Annotated in this window: 17 protein-coding genes; 7 read left to right on the top strand and 10 right to left on the bottom strand. The window is 65.7% G+C overall.

Annotated features, from left to right (window positions below):
- Positions 1-124: 124 nt before the first annotated feature.
- The 6 genes from SALA_RS09850 to SALA_RS09875 all read left to right on the top strand — a co-directional run bounded on the left by SALA_RS09850 (position 125) and on the right by SALA_RS09875 (position 5506).
- Complete coding sequence (locus tag SALA_RS09850) at positions 125-1333, top strand: hydrolase (protein ID WP_011542227.1); 1209 nt, start codon at positions 125-127, stop codon at positions 1331-1333.
- Positions 1334-1383: 50 nt separating this feature from the next.
- The gene (locus SALA_RS09855) at positions 1384-2331 is read left to right on the top strand and encodes an arginine N-succinyltransferase (RefSeq protein ID WP_407635748.1); all 948 of its coding nucleotides are present in this window, start codon (positions 1384-1386) and stop codon (positions 2329-2331) included.
- Position 2332: 1 nt separating this feature from the next.
- Positions 2333-3580, top strand: a complete 1248-nt coding sequence (locus tag SALA_RS09860; RefSeq protein WP_011542229.1) for an N-succinylarginine dihydrolase — start codon at positions 2333-2335, stop codon at positions 3578-3580.
- 6 nt (positions 3581-3586) lie between these two features.
- Positions 3587-4258: a spermidine synthase gene (locus SALA_RS09865; RefSeq protein ID WP_011542230.1), complete on the top strand. Its 672-nt coding sequence runs from the start codon at positions 3587-3589 to the stop codon at positions 4256-4258.
- Between the two features lie 210 nt (positions 4259-4468).
- The gene (locus SALA_RS09870; RefSeq protein WP_041383233.1) at positions 4469-4708 is read left to right on the top strand and encodes a hypothetical protein; all 240 of its coding nucleotides are present in this window, start codon (positions 4469-4471) and stop codon (positions 4706-4708) included.
- A gap of 48 nt (positions 4709-4756) precedes the next feature.
- A complete protein-coding gene (locus SALA_RS09875) occupies positions 4757-5506 on the top strand; it encodes an alpha/beta fold hydrolase (protein ID WP_011542232.1) in 750 nt (249 codons plus the stop codon).
- Here SALA_RS09875 and SALA_RS09880 read toward each other — a convergent pair.
- From SALA_RS09880 to SALA_RS09890, 3 genes are all read right to left on the bottom strand, one after another.
- Positions 5463-6503, bottom strand: coding sequence for an alpha/beta fold hydrolase (locus SALA_RS09880; protein ID WP_011542233.1), 1041 nt, complete (start codon positions 6501-6503; stop codon positions 5463-5465). The two genes, SALA_RS09875 and SALA_RS09880, sit on opposite strands and share 44 nt — an antisense overlap.
- 60 nt (positions 6504-6563) lie before the next feature.
- On the bottom strand, positions 6564-8189 hold the full coding sequence (locus SALA_RS09885) for an MFS transporter (protein ID WP_011542234.1): 1626 nt from the start codon (positions 8187-8189) through the stop codon (positions 6564-6566).
- Between the two features lie 71 nt (positions 8190-8260).
- Positions 8261-9640: a DEAD/DEAH box helicase gene (locus tag SALA_RS09890; RefSeq protein ID WP_011542235.1), complete on the bottom strand. Its 1380-nt coding sequence runs from the start codon at positions 9638-9640 to the stop codon at positions 8261-8263.
- A 427-nt stretch (positions 9641-10067) separates the two neighbouring features.
- On the opposite strand from SALA_RS09890, the gene SALA_RS09895 reads away from it, so the two are divergent.
- Positions 10068-11540: a glycerol kinase gene (locus SALA_RS09895; RefSeq protein WP_011542236.1), complete on the top strand. Its 1473-nt coding sequence runs from the start codon at positions 10068-10070 to the stop codon at positions 11538-11540.
- 41 nt (positions 11541-11581) lie between these two features.
- Here the strand turns inward: SALA_RS09895 and rpmE are convergent, their stop codons facing one another.
- From rpmE to SALA_RS09930, 7 genes are all read right to left on the bottom strand, one after another.
- Positions 11582-11809: a 50S ribosomal protein L31 gene (gene rpmE, locus SALA_RS09900; RefSeq protein WP_011542237.1), complete on the bottom strand. Its 228-nt coding sequence runs from the start codon at positions 11807-11809 to the stop codon at positions 11582-11584.
- 167 nt (positions 11810-11976) lie between these two features.
- A complete protein-coding gene (gene fabZ / locus SALA_RS09905; RefSeq protein WP_049754629.1) occupies positions 11977-12459 on the bottom strand; it encodes a 3-hydroxyacyl-ACP dehydratase FabZ in 483 nt (160 codons plus the stop codon).
- A 5-nt stretch (positions 12460-12464) separates the two neighbouring features.
- A complete protein-coding gene (locus SALA_RS09910) occupies positions 12465-13151 on the bottom strand; it encodes an OmpH family outer membrane protein (RefSeq protein WP_011542239.1) in 687 nt (228 codons plus the stop codon).
- Positions 13151-15823 carry an outer membrane protein assembly factor BamA gene (gene bamA / locus SALA_RS09915; protein WP_041383235.1) on the bottom strand — a complete coding sequence of 891 codons (2673 nt, stop codon included), beginning with the start codon at positions 15821-15823 and terminating at the stop codon, positions 13151-13153. The genes SALA_RS09910 and bamA overlap by 1 nt, the downstream gene beginning before the upstream one ends.
- A gap of 71 nt (positions 15824-15894) precedes the next feature.
- Complete coding sequence (gene rseP, locus SALA_RS09920; RefSeq protein WP_041383995.1) at positions 15895-17028, bottom strand: RIP metalloprotease RseP; 1134 nt, start codon at positions 17026-17028, stop codon at positions 15895-15897.
- Entirely contained in the window at positions 17021-18184 is a 1164-nt protein-coding gene (locus tag SALA_RS09925) for a 1-deoxy-D-xylulose-5-phosphate reductoisomerase (RefSeq protein ID WP_011542242.1), read from the bottom strand. Before SALA_RS09925 ends, rseP begins: the two co-directional genes overlap by 8 nt.
- Position 18185: 1 nt before the next feature.
- Positions 18186-18851: a phosphatidate cytidylyltransferase gene (locus SALA_RS09930; protein WP_011542243.1), complete on the bottom strand. Its 666-nt coding sequence runs from the start codon at positions 18849-18851 to the stop codon at positions 18186-18188.
- Positions 18852-18853 lie beyond the last annotated feature (2 nt).

Genomic DNA, 18853 nt, shown 5'->3' on the forward strand with positions numbered 1-18853 from the left:
AACAGGCTGCGATTCGGCCTGTCCGCGCGGCTATCTTGCGGACCAGGGGTGATGAACCACAGCGCAGCGACAAAATCGCGGGCCGGGGGTGCCAAAGCCGCGCGGCGCTCGCTATAGCCGCTCCATGATCCAGTTGACTGCAACCGAACAGGCGACGCTCGACCGCGCGGCCGACGCACCGATGCTGGCGCAGGTCGAACGATGGGCCGCGATCAACAGCGGCACGGGCAATCTTGCGGGGCTGAAGACGGTCGCGGGGCAGCTTGCCGACGCCTTTGCCGCCTTACCCGGCGAACTGCGGCTCGTCGCGCCCGATCCGGTCGAGAGCGTCGATGCCGCGGGGCGCGTCAATATCGTCCAGCGCGGCGAGCACCTGCACCTTCGCGTACGGCCCGACGCGCCCGTGCAATTGCTGCTCACCGGGCACATGGACACGGTGTTCGCCGCCGACCATCCATTCCAGACACTGACCTGGCTGGAGGATGGCGTGCTCAACGGTCCCGGCACCGCCGACATGAAGGGCGGGATAGCGGTGATCCTCGCCGCGCTGACCGCGCTCGAAAGCTCGCCACTCGCGGATCGCGTCGGTTATGACGTGATGATCAACAGCGACGAGGAAACGGGCAGCCACGCCTCCGCGGCGCTGATCGCCGAACTGGCGCGTGGCAAGACCGCCGCGCTCACCTACGAACCCGCGCTTCCGGACGGCACGCTCGCAGGGGCGCGGCCGGGCAGCGGCAATTTCAGCATCACCATCCATGGCCGCAGCGCCCACGCCGGGCGCAACCCGGAGGAGGGGCGCAACGCCCTGGTCGCCGCGGCCGATCTGGCGCTGCGACTGAACGCGCTGAAATCGGGAGAGCTAAAAGTCAATCCGGCACGGATCGACGGTGGCGGCCCCAACAATGTCGTGCCCGATCAGGCGATCCTGCGCGTCAATATGCGTCCGTCGACCCCCGAAGCGATGGGCGGAGCGGAAAGCGCACTGCGCGCCGCAGTGGCTTCGGTATCAAGAGAGCATGACGTGCATTGCCATATCCACGGCGGTTTCAACCGCCCGCCCAAGCCGCTTGATGCCGCCGCAACGCGGCTGTTCGAGCTGGTGCGGACATGCGGTGCGGCGCTGGGCATCGACATTGCGTGGAAAGCGACGGGCGGCGTGTGCGACGGCAACAACATCGCCGCCTGCGGCATCCCCGTGGTCGATACCATGGGTCCGCGCGGCGGCGCGATCCATTCGTCGGACGAGTTTCTGATCACGGGCAGCCTCGCCGAACGCGCGCAGCTGTCGGCGCTGACCATGATGCGACTAGCGGAACGGGGGACTGTGTGAATCATGTGATCCGGGCGGCCAAACCGGGCGACCTGCAAAGCATTTACGAAATGGCGAAACTGACGGGCGGCGGTTTCACCAACCTGCCCCCCGACAAAAGGGCGCTGCGCGCCAAGCTCGAACGCGCCGAAGCGAGCTTTGCATCGGAAAAGGAATATCCCTCCGACGAGCTGTATCTGATGGTGCTCGAGGATCTGGACAGCGGCGAGGTGCGCGGCACCTGCCAGATCTTCGGGCAGGTCGGCCAGCGCTGGCCCTTTTATAGCTATCGCATCGGCACCGACAGCAAGCATAGCGAACAGCTCGGTCGCACCTTTCACGCGCAGGTGCTGATGCTCAGCAACGATTTGAACGGCGCCAGCGAGGTCGGCGGGCTGTTCCTGCACCCGGCGGCGCGCGCCGGCGGGCTGGGCCTGCTGCTCGCGCGCTCGCGCTATCTGTTCATCGCGCGCCACCGCGCGCGTTTCGCCGATCGCATCCTGGCCGAGCTGCGCGGCGTGATCGACGAGGCCGGCGGCTCGCCTTTCTGGGACGGAGTCGCGGGCAAGTTTTTCGGCATGAGCTTTCAGGAAGCCGACCAGTTCAACGCGGTCCACGGCAACCAGTTCATCGCCGACCTGATGCCCAAGCATCCGGTCTATATCGCGATGCTGCCCGAAACCGCGCGCGCAGTGATCGGCGTCCCCCACCCAACGGGACGCGCCGCGATGCGGATGCTGGAAAATGAAGGTTTCGCCTTTGAAAATTACATCGACATCTTCGACGGCGGCCCGACGATGACCGCGCGCACCGATCAGGTGGCGAGCATCCGCGACGCAAAGCATGTCGAGGTGACGGGCATCGCCGAAGATGGCGAGGATGCGCTGATCGCAACAGGGCGGCTCGCCGATTTCCGCTGCTGTTTCGGCAAGGTCGATGCCGAGGGCCGGATCGACGCCGACGCCGCGCGGATATTGAATGTCGGCAAGGGCGACGCAATCAGCTGGATCGGACGTTAGGATGCTGACCGAAATCAATTTCGACGGGATCATCGGCCCGACACACAATTATGCGGGACTGAGCCGCGGCAACATCGCGTCGGCGAGCCACGCCGGCGACGTGTCGCAGCCGCGCGCTGCCGCGCTGCAGGGCATCGACAAGATGCGCCACAATCTCGTGCTCGGTCTGCCGCAGGGTTTCTTCGTGCCGCTCGACCGCCCCGATGCGCCATGGCTAGCGGCGCTCGGCACGAGCGTCGAGAAGGCCGAGGGCCATTTGCGCGCGCAGGCCTGGTCGGCGTCGTCGATGTGGGCCGCGAACGCCGCGACCGTCTCGCCCGCGCCCGACAGCGCCGACGGCAAATGCCATCTGACGGTCGCCAACCTCGTCACCATGCCGCACCGCAGCCACGAATGGCCGGGAACGCTGGCGCAGCTCCGCCTTGCCTTTGCGCATCCCGCCTTTTCCGTCCATCCACCCGTTCCCGCTCCCTTCGGCGACGAAGGCGCGGCAAACCATATGCGGCTGTGCAGCGGCCACGATAGGGTCGGCGTCGAAATCTTCGTCTATGGCGTCGCCGGGGGGCGCTTTCCGGCGCGCCAGCATCTCGACGCCTCGAAGGCCATTGCGCGGCGCCACCGGCTCGACCCGGCGCGCACGCTCTTCATTCGCCAGTCGGACACCGCGATCCAGGGCGGCGCTTTCCATAACGATGTCGTCGCCGTGGCGAACGAGCATGTGCTGTTCACGCACGAAACCGCATTCGAGGATCGCGAAGCCGCGCATGCCGAAATCCGCGCGGCCTTTCCCGCGGTCGAAATCGTCGAGGTGCCCGCCAGCGCGGTGAGCCTGGCGCACGCGATCAAATCCTATCTGTTCAACGCGCAGCTCGTCACCCTGCCCGAAGGCGGCATGGGGCTGGTCCTGCCGACCGAGGCACACGAAACGCCCGCAGTATGGAACTGGCTGGAGGCGATGATCGTCGGCAACGGCCCGATCCGCCGTCTGTTTCCTGTCGATGTGCGGCAGTCGATGGCGAACGGCGGCGGCCCGGCATGCCTGCGGCTGCGCGTCGTTGCCGATCCCGCGACCGTCGATCCACGCTTCCTCGCCGACGAGGCGAAGCTCGACCGGATCGCCGGGGTGGTTGCGAAACATTGGCCCGAAGCTATCGCGCCCGCCGATCTCGCCTCGACCACGCTGCTCCATGACGTGCGCAGGGCGCGCCTCGCGCTGCTCGACGCGCTCGACCTTTCCGAACTCGGCTGACGACATTTGCAGGGTCGCGAACTGATCGACACGGTCGAGGTGCCGGGCGGCGAGGCGCTGCGCCTGCTCCGGCGCGGCGACGAATATATCATCGCGATCGGCGCGAGCGAGCTGATGAGCAGCCGCATGAGCGGTTCGGAAGAAGCGCTGGCGACGATGAGCTGCGAACGATTGCGCAACAGCAAAAACGCCCGCCTGCTGATCGGCGGCTATGGCATGGGTTTCACGCTCCGCGCGGCGCTCGCTGCGCTCGGCCCCGATGCGCAGATCACCGTCGCCGAGCTGGTTCCCGCAATCATCGACTGGGCGCGCGGGCCGATGGCCGCGCTTGCCGGGGGCTGCCTCGACGATCGGCGCGTTAATCTGGTGATCGGCGACGTGGCGGCCACCATTGCCGACGCGCCTCGACGCTTCGATGCGATCCTGCTCGATGTCGACAATGGCCCCGATGGCCTGGTCCGCGCCGAAAACGACCGGCTTTATTCTCCTGTTGGCCTCGCCGCCGCAAAGGCGGCGTTGCGCCCCGGCGGGCTCCTCGCCATCTGGTCGGCGGCACCCGACGTCCGCTTCACCCGGCGGCTGGCGGCGGCGGGTTATCGGGTGGACGAAGTCCATGTGCGCGCCCGCGCGGCAGGCAAGGGCGCGCGGCACGTCATCTGGTTTGCGCAGACGGATTAGACGGATGGTTCGGTTCGGACCGGGAAGTGGTGATACCCCTCGTCGTCCTCGCGGTGAAAAGGGGATGGCGGATGAAATGATGGCCGATCCGCATCCCAAAAAGGACGGCGCTTGCTTTCACCTGTCGGGTTAATTTACAGTTTACCATCCCGGTCGTGCCGCGAATCCCCTATTTGCGCGGATGGCACGGCGCTTGCTTGGACATTGACGATGCTGAAAAAGATCGGCCGCCTGTTCGTCATCAAGACCCGCTTCGAGGCGTGCCTCATCATTTACGCCCTCGCGGTCGGGGCGATGGCGCGGGGTTCCGCCTATCTGCACGAATATCCCGGCGTCGGGGGCAAATTGCTGATGCTCGCCTGCACCGGCGCGGTGTTCCTGGCAGGCGCAAAGATTTTCGATTGCCTGCGCTACGAACAGGCGGAGGCGACCGCAAAGGATCGTGGCTGACGCCGATGGGTCTTTCGCGCGTGATCGCGATATGCGACAGCGTCGGACATGAGCAGGATCAGCGGCCGCCCGGCGATCAGCACCCAGCATGTCCATGGCCTGACGCTGCGCGTCGCGCGCTGGCGCCAGGGTGCGCCGGGCACCCCCCTCCTGTTCCTCAACGGCATCGGCGCCGACATTGCTGCGGCGGCACCGCTGCTTGCGCAGATGCACGGGCGCGAGGCGTGGACGTTGGACATGCCGGGGGTCGGCGGCTCGCCCGATGCGCTGCTCCCCTATGCCGCGCCGACGATGGCCGCGATCGTCATGGAAATCGCCCGACGGTTCGGTCACGAGTCGCTCGACGTCGCGGGCTTCAGCTGGGGCGGCGCGCTGGCGCAGCAGGTCGCGATCCAGTTTCCGGGGCGCGTCCGCCGACTGGTGCTGATGGCGACGACGCCGAGCGTCGGCGCGCCGGGGATCGGCTGGGCCGCGCTGCTCGACGACGACATGCTGGCGAGCGGACTCAGGCGGCCGACCGCGACGCCGCTTGGCCTTGCCTATCAGTCGCTGGCGATGGCGGGGTGGACGAGCGCGGCGATGCTGCCACTGTTGAAGGACGTGCCCGTGCTGGTGCTGATGGGCGAGCGCGACGGCGTGGTCCCCGCCTGCCACGGACAGACGATCGCCGAGCTGATCGACGGCGCGGTGCTGGAGGTGGTGCCGGGCTCGCACCTTTTTCCCTTCACCCACGCCGGGACGGTCGCGGCGCGGATCAGCGCCTTTCTGGAGCGGCCGCCGCTGCAAGCCGCCGCGTGAGGAAATCGGCAATCGCCGTGGCAACCTGATCGGGCGCTTCTTCCATCGGCAAATGGCCGATTCCAGGGAGCAATACGACCTCCGACCCCGCGATCCGCTCGTTGAACGTCTTTGCCGCGCTCGGGTTGATAATCCGGTCCTTGTCCCCGAACAGGATCAGCGTCGGCGCCGTAATCTCCCCCACCCGCGCCGCCATTTCGGGTTCGCGGCTGGCGCGCGCGCGGATCACCGTCGCCTCGCGGTTGCCGGGGAAGCGCAGCAGTTCCCAATAGCGGTCGATCATCGCTGCATCGACGATATCCTGCCTTTCGACCGACCCCAACAGCGACTGTTCGACGAGCATCCGCGGCGTGATCCGCGTCGCGAGCCAGCGTCCGAACGGATATTCGAGCACGCGAAAGCCGACGTTCGATTCGGGGGCCTTCTCCCCCCTGCGCAGCGGCATCCCCGCGGCGTCGATGAGGAGCAGCGCATCGACGCGCGCGGGATGCGCGAGCGCATAGCGCCAGGCGATCCAGCCGCCCATCGAATTGCCGCCGAGAACGAAATGGTGGAGCCCCAGCTTGGCCGCGACGACATCGACCGCTTCCATCATCGCATCGGCGTCATAGTCGCGACCGGGAATCGCCCCGGTCAGCCCGTGCCCCGGCAGATCGAGCGTGACGATGCGGTAATCGGCGCCGAGCCGTTCGACCAGCGGCTCCCATGTATGAAGGCTGGCGTTCGATCCATGGAGCAGCATGATCGCCGGGCCGTCGCGGCGTCCCTGATCGCGATAGTGAATGCGCTGCCCCGCCGGCCCTGCGGCAAAGGCGGCGTCCGGTCCGCCATATTTGGCGATCATCGCCTCGCGGTCGGTATCGGGGGTCAGGAGCAGCAGAAAGCCGATAACGAGCGCCGCCAGCACGGCAAGCGGGATCAGGACGCGCTTGCGCCGGAAAAAGGGCCGCCGCGGCGGAGGCGGCGGATCGAAATCCAGATCGTCGTCGGCTATCATCGTACGCCCCCCTCAAGGCCGCGCAAACCTAGCGTGCGGGCGCCGGGCGTCAATGCACGCCTATTGATGGATCGACCGGCGGAAGGTTTCGGGCAGGAACAACAGGCCGACCACCAGCGTGATCACCGCGACGATGACCGGATACCAGAGGCCGTAATAGATATTGCCCGTCGCGGCGACCATCGCGAACGCCGTCGTCGGCAGAAATCCGCCGAACCAGCCGTTGCCGATATGATAGGGCAACGACATGGCGGTGTAACGGATGCGGCTGGGAAACAGCTCCACGAGCAAAGCGGCGATCGGGCCATAAACCATCGTCACGAGCAGCACGAGGTAGAAGAGGATCGCGACGACGAGCGGCTTGTCGATCGCGGCGGGATCGGCTTTCGGTGGATAGCCGGCCGCGGCGAGCGCGGGTGTAAGCGCAGCGCCGAATTGGGCCTTGTCGATCACCGGGATGTCTTCATCGCCGACGCGGACAAGCGCGCGACCATCATATGGTCCATCCTCATTGGCATAAGGGATCCCCGCTCTGGCGAGCGCTGACTTGGCGATGTCGCAGCCCGTCCGGTCGAACGAGGTGCGGCCAATAGGGTCAAACTGGAACGAGCATGTCTCGGGATGGGCGAACACGACAACAGGCGCCCGCGCCTGTGCCTCGGCGAGCGCCGGATTGGCCGCAGCGGTCAGCATCTGGAACACCGGGAAATAGGTCAGCGCCGCGAGGGCACAGCCCGTGAGGATGATCGGTTTGCGCCCCACCTTGTCGCTGAGCCAGCCGAAGAGGATGAAAAAGGGTGTGCCGAGTGCAAGCGCGATGGCGATCAATATGTTCGCCGCCGCGCCATCGACCTTCAGCGTCTTTTCGAGGAAGAATAGCGCATAGAATTGCCCCGTGTACCAGACGACCGCCTGCCCCGCGACGGCGCCGAACAGCGCAACGAGCACCCATTTGAGATTTACCCAGCGGCCGAAGGCTTCGGTCAACGGCGCCTTCGACGTCGTCCCCTCTGCCTTCATCTGCCTGAAGACCGGGCTTTCCTCGAGCTGGAGGCGGATCCAGAGCGAAATGCCGAGCAGGACGATTGAAATGAGGAAGGGGATGCGCCAGCCCCAGTCGGCAAACGCCGCCTCGCCCATCGCCGAGCGGATGACGATGACGACGCCGAGCGCCGCGAACAGGCCGAGCGTCGCGGTGGTCTGGATGAAGCTGGTGAACAGCCCGCGCTTCCCCTCGGGCGCATGTTCGGCAACATAAGTGGCAGCGCCGCCATATTCGCCGCCAAGCGCGAGTCCTTGCACAAGGCGCAAGACAACGAGCAGGATCGGCGCCGCGACCCCGATCGACGCATAGCTGGGCAGCAGGCCGACGAGGAACGTCGAGGCGCCCATCAGCCCCATGGTCACCAGAAACGTATTCTTGCGCCCGACGAGGTCGCCTATGCGCCCGAAGACAACTGCGCCAAAGGGCCGCACCGCAAAGCCCGCGGCAAAGGCGGCAAGCGCAAAGATGAAGCCCGTGGTTTCGTTGACGCCAGAGAAGAACTGCGCCGAAATGACCGTCGCGAGCAGGCCGTAGAGGTAGAAATCATACCATTCGAACACCGTACCGAGCGACGAGGCGAGGATGACCTTGCGTTCGCTCTGGCGGGTGACGATAGGTGCCGCTGCCTCTGCGTCGATCATCCGCTGCCCCTTGCCAAGCCCCTCCCCTGAAGGAGAGGGGCCAAGAGGGTCTAACGCATGTCAACAGTGCGTCAACCGACGCGCTTCACCGCGCCTTTGTGCGCGCCGACGCTTTTGTTGCGCGGGCGGAAGCGGCGCTTGCGCTGGCCTTCGGCGCCTTCGCCGGCCGGAGCATCGCGGCGCGGACCGCGATCACCGCGAGGTTGGCCGCCGCTCGGCTGGCGACGCGCATCCTGACGCTGGCGGTTCGGATCGCGGCCCCTGCTGCCGGTATCGCGCGGCGGCTGCACCGGCTTGGGAAGGTTGCGCACCAGTTCGTTGAAGCCTTCGGGAAGCGGCATCGGCTCGGCCCTGGTCCGCGTCACGCGCTCGATGTCGCGTATGTACGGCCGCTCGTCGGGGGCGATGAAGCTGATCGCGATGCCCTCTGCCCCGGCGCGCGCCGTGCGACCGATGCGGTGAACATATTGTTCGGGGACGTTCGGGATCTCGAAATTGATGACATGGCTGACCCCCGACACGTCGATGCCGCGCGCGGCGATGTCGGTTGCGACAAGCAGGCGCACCTGGCCCGAACGAAAGGCCTGCAGCGCGGCGGTGCGCTGCGCCTGGCTCTTGTTGCCGTGGATGGCGAACGCCTCGATGCCCGCACCCTTCAGGTGACGCACGACGCGGTCGGCGCCATGTTTGGTGCGCGTGAAGATCAGCGCGCGATCGATGTCCGACGTCTTGATGACGTGATGGAGCAGCGCCTGCTTTTCCTTCTGTTCGACGAAAGTGGCGAACTGGCGGACCTTTTCGGCGGTCGTCGCCTGCGGCGCGACCGACACGGTAACCGGATCGTTGAGGAACTGGTCGGCAAGGCCCGCAATCTCCTTCGGCATGGTCGCCGAGAAGAACAGGTTCTGGCGCCGCGAGGGCAACAGCTTTGCAACGCGGCGCAGCGAATGGATGAAACCCATGTCCATCATCTGATCGGCTTCGTCGAGCACGAAGATTTCAACATCGTCGAGACGCAGCGCGCGCTGGTCGATCAGGTCGAGCAGGCGGCCCGGCGTCGCGACGAGGATATCGACGCCCTGCGAAAGGTCGCGGATCTGCTTGTTGATCGGCACGCCGCCGAAGACGGTCGAGACGCTGAGCTTGGTAAAGCGGCCGTAATCGCGGCAGCTCTGCGCGATCTGCGCGGCAAGCTCGCGCGTCGGCGCGAGGACGAGCATCCGGCAGCCGCGCGGGGTCGGGCGGTGCGGATAGGTCAAAAGGTGATGGATCGAGGGGAGCGAGAAGCCGGCGGTCTTGCCGGTCCCGGTCTGCGCGATGCCGCACAGGTCGCGGCCCTTCATCAGCGGCGGGATCGCCTGTGTCTGGATCGGGGTCGGCTGGGTATAATCCTTGGCGGCAAGCGCTCGATTGATGTCGGCGTGCAAGCCAAAGTCGTTAAAACTTGTCATAAAATACTCACTATGGGCGACGCGCAGGCGCATCCGTTCGCTTGCGAACGGACGGCGCACGGCCGCGGGTTCGAAACGACCCGCGTGAAAGGGTGCCTCTTAGGACAAAGCGCGCTTCCGGCTCGTCCCGCACCTGTTTGGGGCGGGAAAATCACGCTGCCGGTGGTTGCGGCGGGTGATCCCGCCATGCTGCGCTGCACAATCATATGGCATGAGTTGCGCGTTATGGCAAGAAAATTGCTCGCGTCCCATGTCCGTTCGCTCCGATCTTGTCGAAAGGCGGTATTTTCTTCATCAGGTGGGAAGCAAAAGGCACGTCGTCCCCACCTGGGGCGAGAGCTGGCGGCACCCTGGCGCAACGTCGCTTGACGCCGACAGCCACCTCCGTCTTCGCGGGGGCGACGCGGGAAAGACAGGTGGAGGATATATGGCCGAAATGATCATTGTCATCGACGAAGGCACGACCTCCACCCGCACCATGCTGTTTGCCGCCGACGGGACGCCGCTCGGCAGCGCGCAGCGCGAGATAAGGCAGCACTATCCGGGTCCCGGCCTCGTCGAGCATGACGCCGCCGAGATCTGGGAAGCGACGCTTGCCTGCACGCGCGAAATGGTGGCGCGCGCCGGTGGCGCGGATCATGTGGCGGCGATCGGCATCACCAACCAGCGTGAAACGATCGTCTTCTGGGATCGCGCAACCAACGAACCGCTTGCGCCTGCGATCGTGTGGCAGGACCGGCGCACCTCGGCCGACTGTGCCGCGCTGAAGGAGGCGGGGCATGAGACTGCGGTGCAGGCGACCAGCGGATTGCTGCTCGACCCCTATTTTTCGGGAAGCAAGATCGGCTGGGCGCTTCGGCACTGGCCGCAACTGAAGGACGCGGGAGCGCGGCTCGCCGTGGGAACGATCGAATCATGGCTCGTTTATCGCCTGACCGGCGGCGTGCATGTCACCGACGCGACCAATGCGTCGCGCACGGCATTGATGGCCATCGAGGGCGAGGGAGGCTGGAACGCCGGGCTTTGCGACCTGTTTGGCGTACCGATGCGGCTGCTGCCCGAAATCACCGGCTGTACCACGGTCGTCGGCACGACCGACCCGGCGCTGTTCGGCGGCGCGATCGCGATCGCCGGCATCGCGGGCGACCAGCAGGCCGCAACGATCGGCCAGGCGTGCCTTTCACCGGGGCAGACCAAGGCTACCTTCGGCACTGGCGCCTTCATCCTGTCGGCGAGCGGCGCGACGCGACGGCATTCGTCGAATCGCCTGCTCGCGACGGTGCTGGTGCAGGAAGGCGACGCCCGCGTCTATGCGCTCGAAGGGTCGGTCTTCGTTGCCGGCAGCCTGATCAAATGGCTGCGCGACGGATTGGGCCTGCTCGCAAGCGCGAGCGAAAGCGAGGGACTGGCACGGGCGGTACCCGATAATGGCGGCGTCTACCTGGTCCCCGCCCTGTCGGGACTGGGAGCGCCGCACTGGCGGCCTGACGCGCTCGCGGCGCTTTCGGGCCTCAGTTTTGCCAGCACGAAGGCGCATGTCGCGCGCGCTGCGCTGGAGGCGCAGTCCTATCAGGCGCATGATCTTAAATCGGCCTTCGCCGCCGACGGGGTCGACTGGGCCGAATTGCGTATCGATGGCGGCATGGCGGCGAATGACTGGATGGCGCAGGACCTGGCCGACATGCTGGATCTGACCGTCGAGCGACCCGATTTCGTCGAAAGCACCGCGCTTGGCGCCGCAATGCTCGCTGCAACCGGCGCAGGGATTTACCCCGACCTCAAGACCGCGGCGCAGGCGATGCGCGGCACCGCGACCCGCTTCACGCCGGCGCTGGATGCCACGCAACGCAAAACGCGCCTTGCCGGGTGGCAAAGCGCGCTTGCAAAGGTTCTGGGATAAACCGATCCTCCCCATGGCTTCGCCACGGGAGATCACAAGAATCAACGCTTGAGCGTCAGCCCGCCGAAACGCTTGTTGAACTTGGCCACCTGCCCGCCCGAGTCGAGCATACGGCCCTGACCGCCGGTCCATGCCGGGTGCGCTGTCGGGTCGATTTCCAGCGTCATCACGTCGCCTTCGCTGCCCCAGGTCGAACGCGTCTGATATTCGGTGCCATCGGTCATCTTGACCGTGATCATGTGATAGTCGGGGTGAATGTCTTTTTTCATGTCTCTTGGCTCCTGTGCCGCTGGTTTCCGACCAGCAGCTTGAGTCGGTGCGTCCGGGGACGCGAAGCGGCGCCCTTACTGGGCAATCGGGGAAAATGCAACACCTGCACCCCGTTGATCGTCATCCCGGCGAAGGCCGGGATGACATATAAGGGGAGGTCTCCGCCCTAGTCGCCCGGCGGATCGGCGATCATCGCGGTGAACTGGCATTCGGTCGCGAGTTGACCGCCCAGCATTGCCCGCCCCTCGAACTTGCAGATATTGCGCTTCGCCTGGAGAATCGTGACGTGCAGGTCGAGCAGGTGGCCGGGTTCAACCGGCTTGCGGAACTTTACCCCGTCGATGCCCATGAAATAGACGAGCTTGCCGCTGCCCGCGAGGCCCAGCGATTCGATCGCGAGCACGCCGCCCGCCTGCGCCAGCGCCTCGACGATGAGGACGCCGGGCATGATGGGCCGGCCGGGGAAATGGCCCTGGAAAAAGGGCTCGTTCATCGTCACCGCCTTGACCGCATGGATCGACTGGTCCTTGACCATCGAAACCACCCGGTCGACCAGCAGCATCGGATAACGATGCGGGAGCAGGCTCAAAACCCGGCGGATGTCCGCCGCGCCCATGGCCTCGCCCACGCTGTCTTCCCCGGCCGCCATCGCGCTTAGCGCGTCGTCGGCTGGTTGCCGGTCGGCGCCGGAGCCGCCGCACCGGGCTGCGCCGCGCGCGCGGCGTCCATCAGCTGCTGGTTGCGCTGCTGGACGAGCTGGCCCGGCTGATAGCCCGCGGGAACCGCGATGGACACATTGGGCAGAATGCGGTTGAGTTCGGTCACGACCGCCTCGGTGATGTCGACATTATTTTCGCGCGCGAGCACCGCGTCGGGATTGAGCAGCAGGTCGACCTTCTTCGCGGTCATCGCCGCCTTGATCGCCTCGTTCATGCGGACGCTGATCTGATCCTCGACATAGGCGATGGCAAGGTCGACGGGCGCGCTGATCTGGCCGAGTTCGGCCTGCGCGGCCTGACGCTTGTCCTGCACGGCCTTGGCCGCCGCCTGCAGCGCGGCCTGGTTCTGCGGCGTCTTTCGCGCCTCTTCATTATACTTCGCGATCAGCACGTTGATTTCGGCCTGCAGCGTCTGGCCGCGCGATTGCTGCTGGTCGATCTGCGCCTTGTAGGTCGTCTCGATCTGCTGCGAAGCGGTGCGGAAGGCGTTCGACCGCGCCGCGGCGACGCGCACGTCGGCGACCGCCACGCCCTTCGCCTGCGCAATGGCCGGGGCCGACAGGATGGGTGAGACCGACAGCGCGGCGATCGCCAGCGCGGAAGCGGCAAGAAGTTTTTTCATCAGAATTGAGTTCCTACATTGAATGAGAAGCGTTTGGTATCATCGCCCTCTTCTTTGCGAAGGGCGTAAGCGAAGTCGATCCGGAAGGGACCGAAGGGGGAGTTCCAGTTGACCCCGGCGCCGATCGCGACGCGCGGCATCCAGGTGTCGCCAAAGAAGCGTTCCTCGAACGGCGCGAGCGCCGAAAAGCCGGCCGCGCAAGTGGTGAACTGGCCGGTCGGCGCGCCCGAAGCGTCGGGCGTGTTCGTTGCGAATTGCGTCACACCCGTGGTCGCATTGCGGCACAGGAACTTCGTCAGCCCGTCGGCAGGATCGCGGAAGTCGGCGAGCGTCGTGAGCGTCGGACGCTTGACACTGAACACCGACCCGACGTCGAGGAAGATCGACGGCCTGAGACCCAGTTCCTTCGCCCCGGTGCCGAGCGGAATGTCGAGCTCGACCCGCCCCTGATAATAGGCGCGGCCCCCGAGCGCGTCGTCGATCTGGCCGCGATTGTCGTTGCTCGTGTCGATCACCGGGTTCAGAGGATCATAGATCGCGGCAAAACGGATCACGCGCGGGCCGACGCCGCGAATGTCGAAGCCGCGCATCTGCGGTTCGCCGAGGAAGAAGCGATCGGTCAGGCGCACCTTGTCGCTTGTCGGCGTGGGCGCGCTGCCAAAGGGGTGGATATAGCCGCCTTCGGCCGAAAGGTTGAGGATGAAGCGGCTGCCGAGGTTGAAATGCTTGGACCCGGCAAGCCGCGTGCGGACATATTTGACGCTGCCGCCCAGACCCGCGAAATCCTGGCTGATCGACGCCGACTGGCCGCGCGTCGGGCGAATCCGGTTGTCGCGGTCGTCATAGGCGAGGGTGAAGCCGACGAGCGAGGTCGTCCGCTTGCCGATCGCATCGCAAAGATAGCGGCCTGCCACCAGCGGATCGCACTGGTCGCCAAAGAAGTAGATCGACCGGTCGAGCGTCACATCATCATAGTTGAGGCTGTAGCGGCCAAAGAAGGAGAGGAACTCGGTAAGCGGCACGCCGGCGTTGATCTGGAACCCGGTCGTGACCTGCTCGAACGTCGTCCGGCGGTCGTTGTCGATGAAGTTGAACGAATTGAGGTCGCGACGATAGACGCTGCCGCCGACCGAGATGTTGCGATCGAACAGATAGGGTTCGGTGAAACCCAGTTCGATCGACTTCGAATAGCTCGAATAATTGACCGACGCCTGCAATTGCTGGCCCAGGCCGCGGAAATTGCGCTGGCGGATCGACGCCTGGAGCAGGAAATTCTCGATCGAGGAGAAACCCGCCGACAGCGACAGCTCGCCGGTCGGTTTTTCCTCGACATTGGTTTCCAGGATGATGCGGTCGGGCGTGCTGCCTTCCTTGCGCTCGATTTCCAGATTTTCCTGGAAATAGCCAAGGCTGTTGATGCGATTCTCGGTGCGCTTGACGCCAAAGCTGTTGAACGCATCGCCTTCATTGAGGCGGAACTCGCGGCGCACCACCTTGTCGTGGGTCAGCGTGTTGCCGTTGACGTCGATGCGCTCGACATAGGTGCGCGGGCTTTCGGCGACGTTGAAGGTGATGTCCATCGTCCGGTCGTCGGGATTACGGCGGAACTCAGGATTGATGTCGGCAAAGGCGTAACCGAACAGGCCGGCGGTTTCGCTGAGGCTTTCGACCGTATCCTCGACCAGCTTGGCGTCGTACCAGTCGCCGCTTTTCATCGGCAGCAGCCTCTTCAGCATTTCAGGCTGGAAGTCGCGCAGCTCGCTCTTCACGTCGACGTTGCCGAACTTGTAGCGCTCGCCCTCCTCGACGACATAGGTGATGATGAAATCCTGCTTGTTGCTCGTCAGCTCCGCGACCGCCGAAATGACGCGGAAATCGGCATAGCCGTTGGTCAGATAGAAAAGCCGCAGCTTCTGCTGGTCATAGGCAAGGCGGTCGGGGTCATAGCTGGTGTTCGACGACAGGATCGTGAGCAACCCCGTTTCCTTCGTCGCCATCTCGTCCTTGAGGTCGCCGTCGCTGAACTTTTCGTTGCCGATGATGTTGATCTGTCGAACCTTCGATTTCGGCCCTTCGTTGATCTCGAACACCACATCGACGCGGTTCTGGTCGAGCGACACCATCTTGGGCTCGACGGTCGCGGCGAAACGGCCCTGGCGCTTGTACAGCTCGATGATGCGCGCGACGTCGGCGCGCACCTTGGACCGGGTGAAAATCTGGCGCGGCGCGAGCTTGATCTCCGGGCGGATCTTGTCTTCCTTGAGCCGCTTGTTACCCTCCAGGATCACGCGGTTGATCACCGGGTTTTCGGTCACCTGGATCTGCAGCGCACCATTGTTGTCGGTGATCTGGAAATCCTTGAACAATTCGGTCGCGGCGAGGTCCTTCAGCGCCTGGTCGAGCGTCGCACGGTCATAGGTCTGACCGACGCGCAAGCGCAGGTACGACAGGATCGTCTGCGCCTCGAGCCGCTGGTTGCCGGTGACGGTGATCGACTGGATCGTCGTCGCGGTCGGCGCCGCTTCGGGCGCGGGCGCGGGAACGGTCGGTGCGGGCACGGTTGGCGGCGCAACATCCTGCGCCATCAGCGGCGCGCTGAGCATCGTACCGGCCAGAAGAGCCACCGACAGCTGTGTCCGGCCCAAGATTTTGTGTGAAGCCACGCCGTTCATCCCGAAAAATACTCAAAAAACGACAAACCCGCCTGACCGCGGGCTTGCGCGCACTCCCTGCCCCAGACTCGCTAGCCAATCAAGCGCGCGATCCCGTCCCACAGCCCCAATGAGCCCAAATCGTTGAAAGTCACGACCAGCATCAGCGTCACCACCGCCGCAAAGCCGAAGCGGAATGCCCATTCCTGCACGCGGAGCGGTGCAGGCCGCCGCCGGATCGCTTCATAGGCATAGAAAAGCAAATGACCGCCATCGAGCATGGGCAATGGCAAGAGGTTGATGAACCCCAGATTGATGGAAATGAGCGCGATGAAGAATATGAGCGAGGCGACCCCCAGCGTCGCCGCCTGCCCCGAAATCTCCGCAATCTTGACCGGGCCGTTCATATCCTTGATCGATCGCCGGCCGGTGAGGAACTGGCCCAGAACCTCGCCGGTCTGGCGGACGATCTGCCACGTCTGATGCAAGCCGATCGCCGGTGCCTCGATCAGCGACACCGGTTCCAGCTGCGGCGGCGGCGGGGCGAGACCGATGATCGCGCGTTCATATTCCTTGCCGAACGGGTCCTTTTCGGTGATCAGTCGCGGCGCAAGCGCCACCGTCCGTTCGCTGCCCTCGCGCAGCACGCGCAGCTGCATCACTTCGCCGGGGCGGTGCGCGACCGCCATCGGGATGTCGCCAAAGGTCGCAATCGCCCGGCCATCAATCGCCACGATCCGGTCGCCCGCGCGCAGCCCCGCTTCGTCGGCGGCCGACCCGATCTCGATCGCGCCCGCAACGGGCGGGGTCACGACCTTGCCCCCGACCCACGCGAAACCGGCGAGGATCAGGATCGCGAACAGGAAATTGGTGACCGGCCCCGCCGCGACGATCGCGGCGCGTTTCCACACCGGCTGCGCGGGAAAGGTGTGCGATCGTTCCTCGGCGGGCAGGGATTGCCATTCGGCGTCGGGCTGGCTGACGGCATCGCGGTCGCCCGCGAACTGGACATAGCCGCCCAGCGGCAGCCAGCCGATCTTCCATTCGGTGCCGCGCTTGTCGGTCCAGCCGACGAGCTTGCGCCCGAACCCGATCGAGAAGGTTTCCGCCTTCACCCCGCACCAGCGGCCGACGATATAATGGCCATATTCGTGGACGAACACGAGCGGCCCCAGCACGAGCAGGAAGGCAAGGATCGTGAATCCGAAACCGGGCGTCTCAAGCATGTTCATATTGTTCCACAAAGCGCAGCGCAGCCGCCCGCGATGCGGTATCGACGCTGAATATGTCCTGAAGCGAGGACGGAGCCGCAGGTTCCGCCGCGTCGACCACCCGCCGTACCGTATCGACGATCGCGGGGAAGGAAATGCGGCCCGCGAGGAAGGCGGCGACCGCCACCTCGTTCGCGGCATTGAGCTGCGCCGGGCGCGCGCCGCCCGCCGCGATCGCGGCGCGGCAGAGCGCGGTCGCGGGGAAGCGCTCTTCGTCGGGCGCCTCGAAATCGAGCCGCGAAATCGCCGCCAGGTCGAGCGGCGCGCACGGCGTCGCCATCCGCTGCGGCCAGGCGAGCGCCGACGCGATCGGGATGCGCATGTCGGGCGAACCGAGCTGTGCGAGCGTCGAGCAGTCGATATATTCGACGAGGCTGTGGATCACCGATTGCGGGTGGACGAGGATCTCGATCCGGTCGAGCCCGACAGGGAAAAGATGATGCGCCTCGATGAGTTCGAGGCCCTTGTTCATCATCGTTGCCGAATCGACGCTGATCTTGGCGCCCATCGACCAATTGGGATGCGCGACCGCCTGCGCCGGGGTCACCGCGGCCATGTCGGCGGCGCTCATGGTGCGGAACGGGCCGCCGCTCGCGGTCAGGATGATGCGCCGCACCTGGTCGATCCGCCCGCCCGCGAGGCATTGAAAGATCGCATTATGTTCGCTGTCGACCGGGAGGATCGTCGCGCCCGACGCGCGCGCTGCGGCGGTCATCAGCTCGCCGGCCGACACCAGCGCTTCCTTGTTGGCGAGCGCAACGTCGTGCCCCGCCGCCAGTGCCGTCATCGTCGGCGCCAGCCCCGCGGTGCCGACGATCGCGGCCATGACGAGATCGGCCCGCCGTTCGGCGGCTTCGACGAGCGCCGCCGCGCCCGCCGCACATTCGATCCCCTGCCCCGCGAGCGCGGCCTTGAGATAGCCATAACAGCTTTCATCGGCGACCACCGCGACATCGGGCCGGAACTCGATGGCGAGCCGCGCCAGTTCCTGGACGTCGCAATTGGCCGTCAGCACCCCGACGCGCCACGCCTCGCGGTCGCGGCGGACAAGGTCGAGCGTCGATTGCCCGACCGATCCCGTGGCGCCGAAGAGGGAGAGACGGCGCGTCATGTCAGCCGCGCGCCCCGATCTGGCCCGCGAACGCCAGCGCGCCGAGCAGCAGCGCGACCGGCAGCAAACCGTCGACGCGATCGAACAGGCCGCCGTGGCCGGGGATCAGCTTGCCCGAATCCTTCACCCCAGCGCGGCGCTTCATCCAGCTTTGCGCGAGATCGCCCATTTGCGCGAGCAGGCCCATGAACAGGCCGATCCACAGCGGCACGCCGACGATGCCCGCGCGGTCGCCGATCGTCGCGCTGGCGATCAGCGCCGCGACCATGCCGCCGAACAGGCCCGACCAGGTCTTCGACGGGCTGATCGTCGGCGCCAGCCGCGCGCCGCCAAAGGAACGCCCGGCAAAATAGGCGCCGATGTCGGTCGCCCAGACCATGCCAAAGACCCACAGCGCGGCCGTCATGCCGAGCTGGTCGCGAACGAACCACAGGCCCGCGGCCGCGCCGAGGATGAGCACCGGGCCAATGATCGTCAGCGCTGCCTTCGACCCGCCACCAATCGCCATCGCGCGCACCAGCGCGAGCCATTCGACGAGAACGAGCGCGCCGCCGACAAGCAGCAGCAGCCCGAACGCGATGCCGCCGAACCACAGCGCGGTCCCCGCAATCGCAAACAATATGATCGCCGATCCCACCCGCACCCAAAGGTCCGATTTTGCCGCCATCG

Origin of the sequence: Sphingopyxis alaskensis RB2256 (genome assembly GCF_000013985.1) — a bacterium.
GTDB lineage: Bacteria > Pseudomonadota > Alphaproteobacteria > Sphingomonadales > Sphingomonadaceae > Sphingopyxis > Sphingopyxis alaskensis.

Excerpts from the sequence above, each read along its gene's own strand:
- SALA_RS09850 (WP_011542227.1), top strand. The coding sequence starts at position 125 with ATGATCCAGTTGACTGCAACCGAACAGGCGACGCTCGACCGCGCGGCC.
- SALA_RS09855 (WP_407635748.1), top strand. The coding sequence starts at position 1,384 with ATGGCGAAACTGACGGGCGGCGGTTTCACCAACCTGCCCCCCGACAAA.
- SALA_RS09860 (WP_011542229.1), top strand. The coding sequence starts at position 2,333 with ATGCTGACCGAAATCAATTTCGACGGGATCATCGGCCCGACACACAAT.
- SALA_RS09870 (WP_041383233.1), top strand. The coding sequence starts at position 4,469 with ATGCTGAAAAAGATCGGCCGCCTGTTCGTCATCAAGACCCGCTTCGAG.
- SALA_RS09875 (WP_011542232.1), top strand. The coding sequence starts at position 4,757 with ATGAGCAGGATCAGCGGCCGCCCGGCGATCAGCACCCAGCATGTCCAT.
- SALA_RS09880 (WP_011542233.1), bottom strand. The coding sequence starts at position 6,503 with ATGATAGCCGACGACGATCTGGATTTCGATCCGCCGCCTCCGCCGCGG.
- SALA_RS09885 (WP_011542234.1), bottom strand. The coding sequence starts at position 8,189 with ATGATCGACGCAGAGGCAGCGGCACCTATCGTCACCCGCCAGAGCGAA.
- SALA_RS09890 (WP_011542235.1), bottom strand. The coding sequence starts at position 9,640 with ATGACAAGTTTTAACGACTTTGGCTTGCACGCCGACATCAATCGAGCG.
- SALA_RS09895 (WP_011542236.1), top strand. The coding sequence starts at position 10,068 with ATGGCCGAAATGATCATTGTCATCGACGAAGGCACGACCTCCACCCGC.
- rpmE (WP_011542237.1), bottom strand. The coding sequence starts at position 11,809 with ATGAAAAAAGACATTCACCCCGACTATCACATGATCACGGTCAAGATG.
- fabZ (WP_049754629.1), bottom strand. The coding sequence starts at position 12,459 with ATGGCGGCCGGGGAAGACAGCGTGGGCGAGGCCATGGGCGCGGCGGAC.
- SALA_RS09910 (WP_011542239.1), bottom strand. The coding sequence starts at position 13,151 with ATGAAAAAACTTCTTGCCGCTTCCGCGCTGGCGATCGCCGCGCTGTCG.
- bamA (WP_041383235.1), bottom strand. The coding sequence starts at position 15,823 with ATGAACGGCGTGGCTTCACACAAAATCTTGGGCCGGACACAGCTGTCG.
- rseP (WP_041383995.1), bottom strand. The coding sequence starts at position 17,028 with ATGCTTGAGACGCCCGGTTTCGGATTCACGATCCTTGCCTTCCTGCTC.
- SALA_RS09925 (WP_011542242.1), bottom strand. The coding sequence starts at position 18,184 with ATGACGCGCCGTCTCTCCCTCTTCGGCGCCACGGGATCGGTCGGGCAA.
- SALA_RS09930 (WP_011542243.1), bottom strand. The coding sequence starts at position 18,851 with ATGGCGGCAAAATCGGACCTTTGGGTGCGGGTGGGATCGGCGATCATA.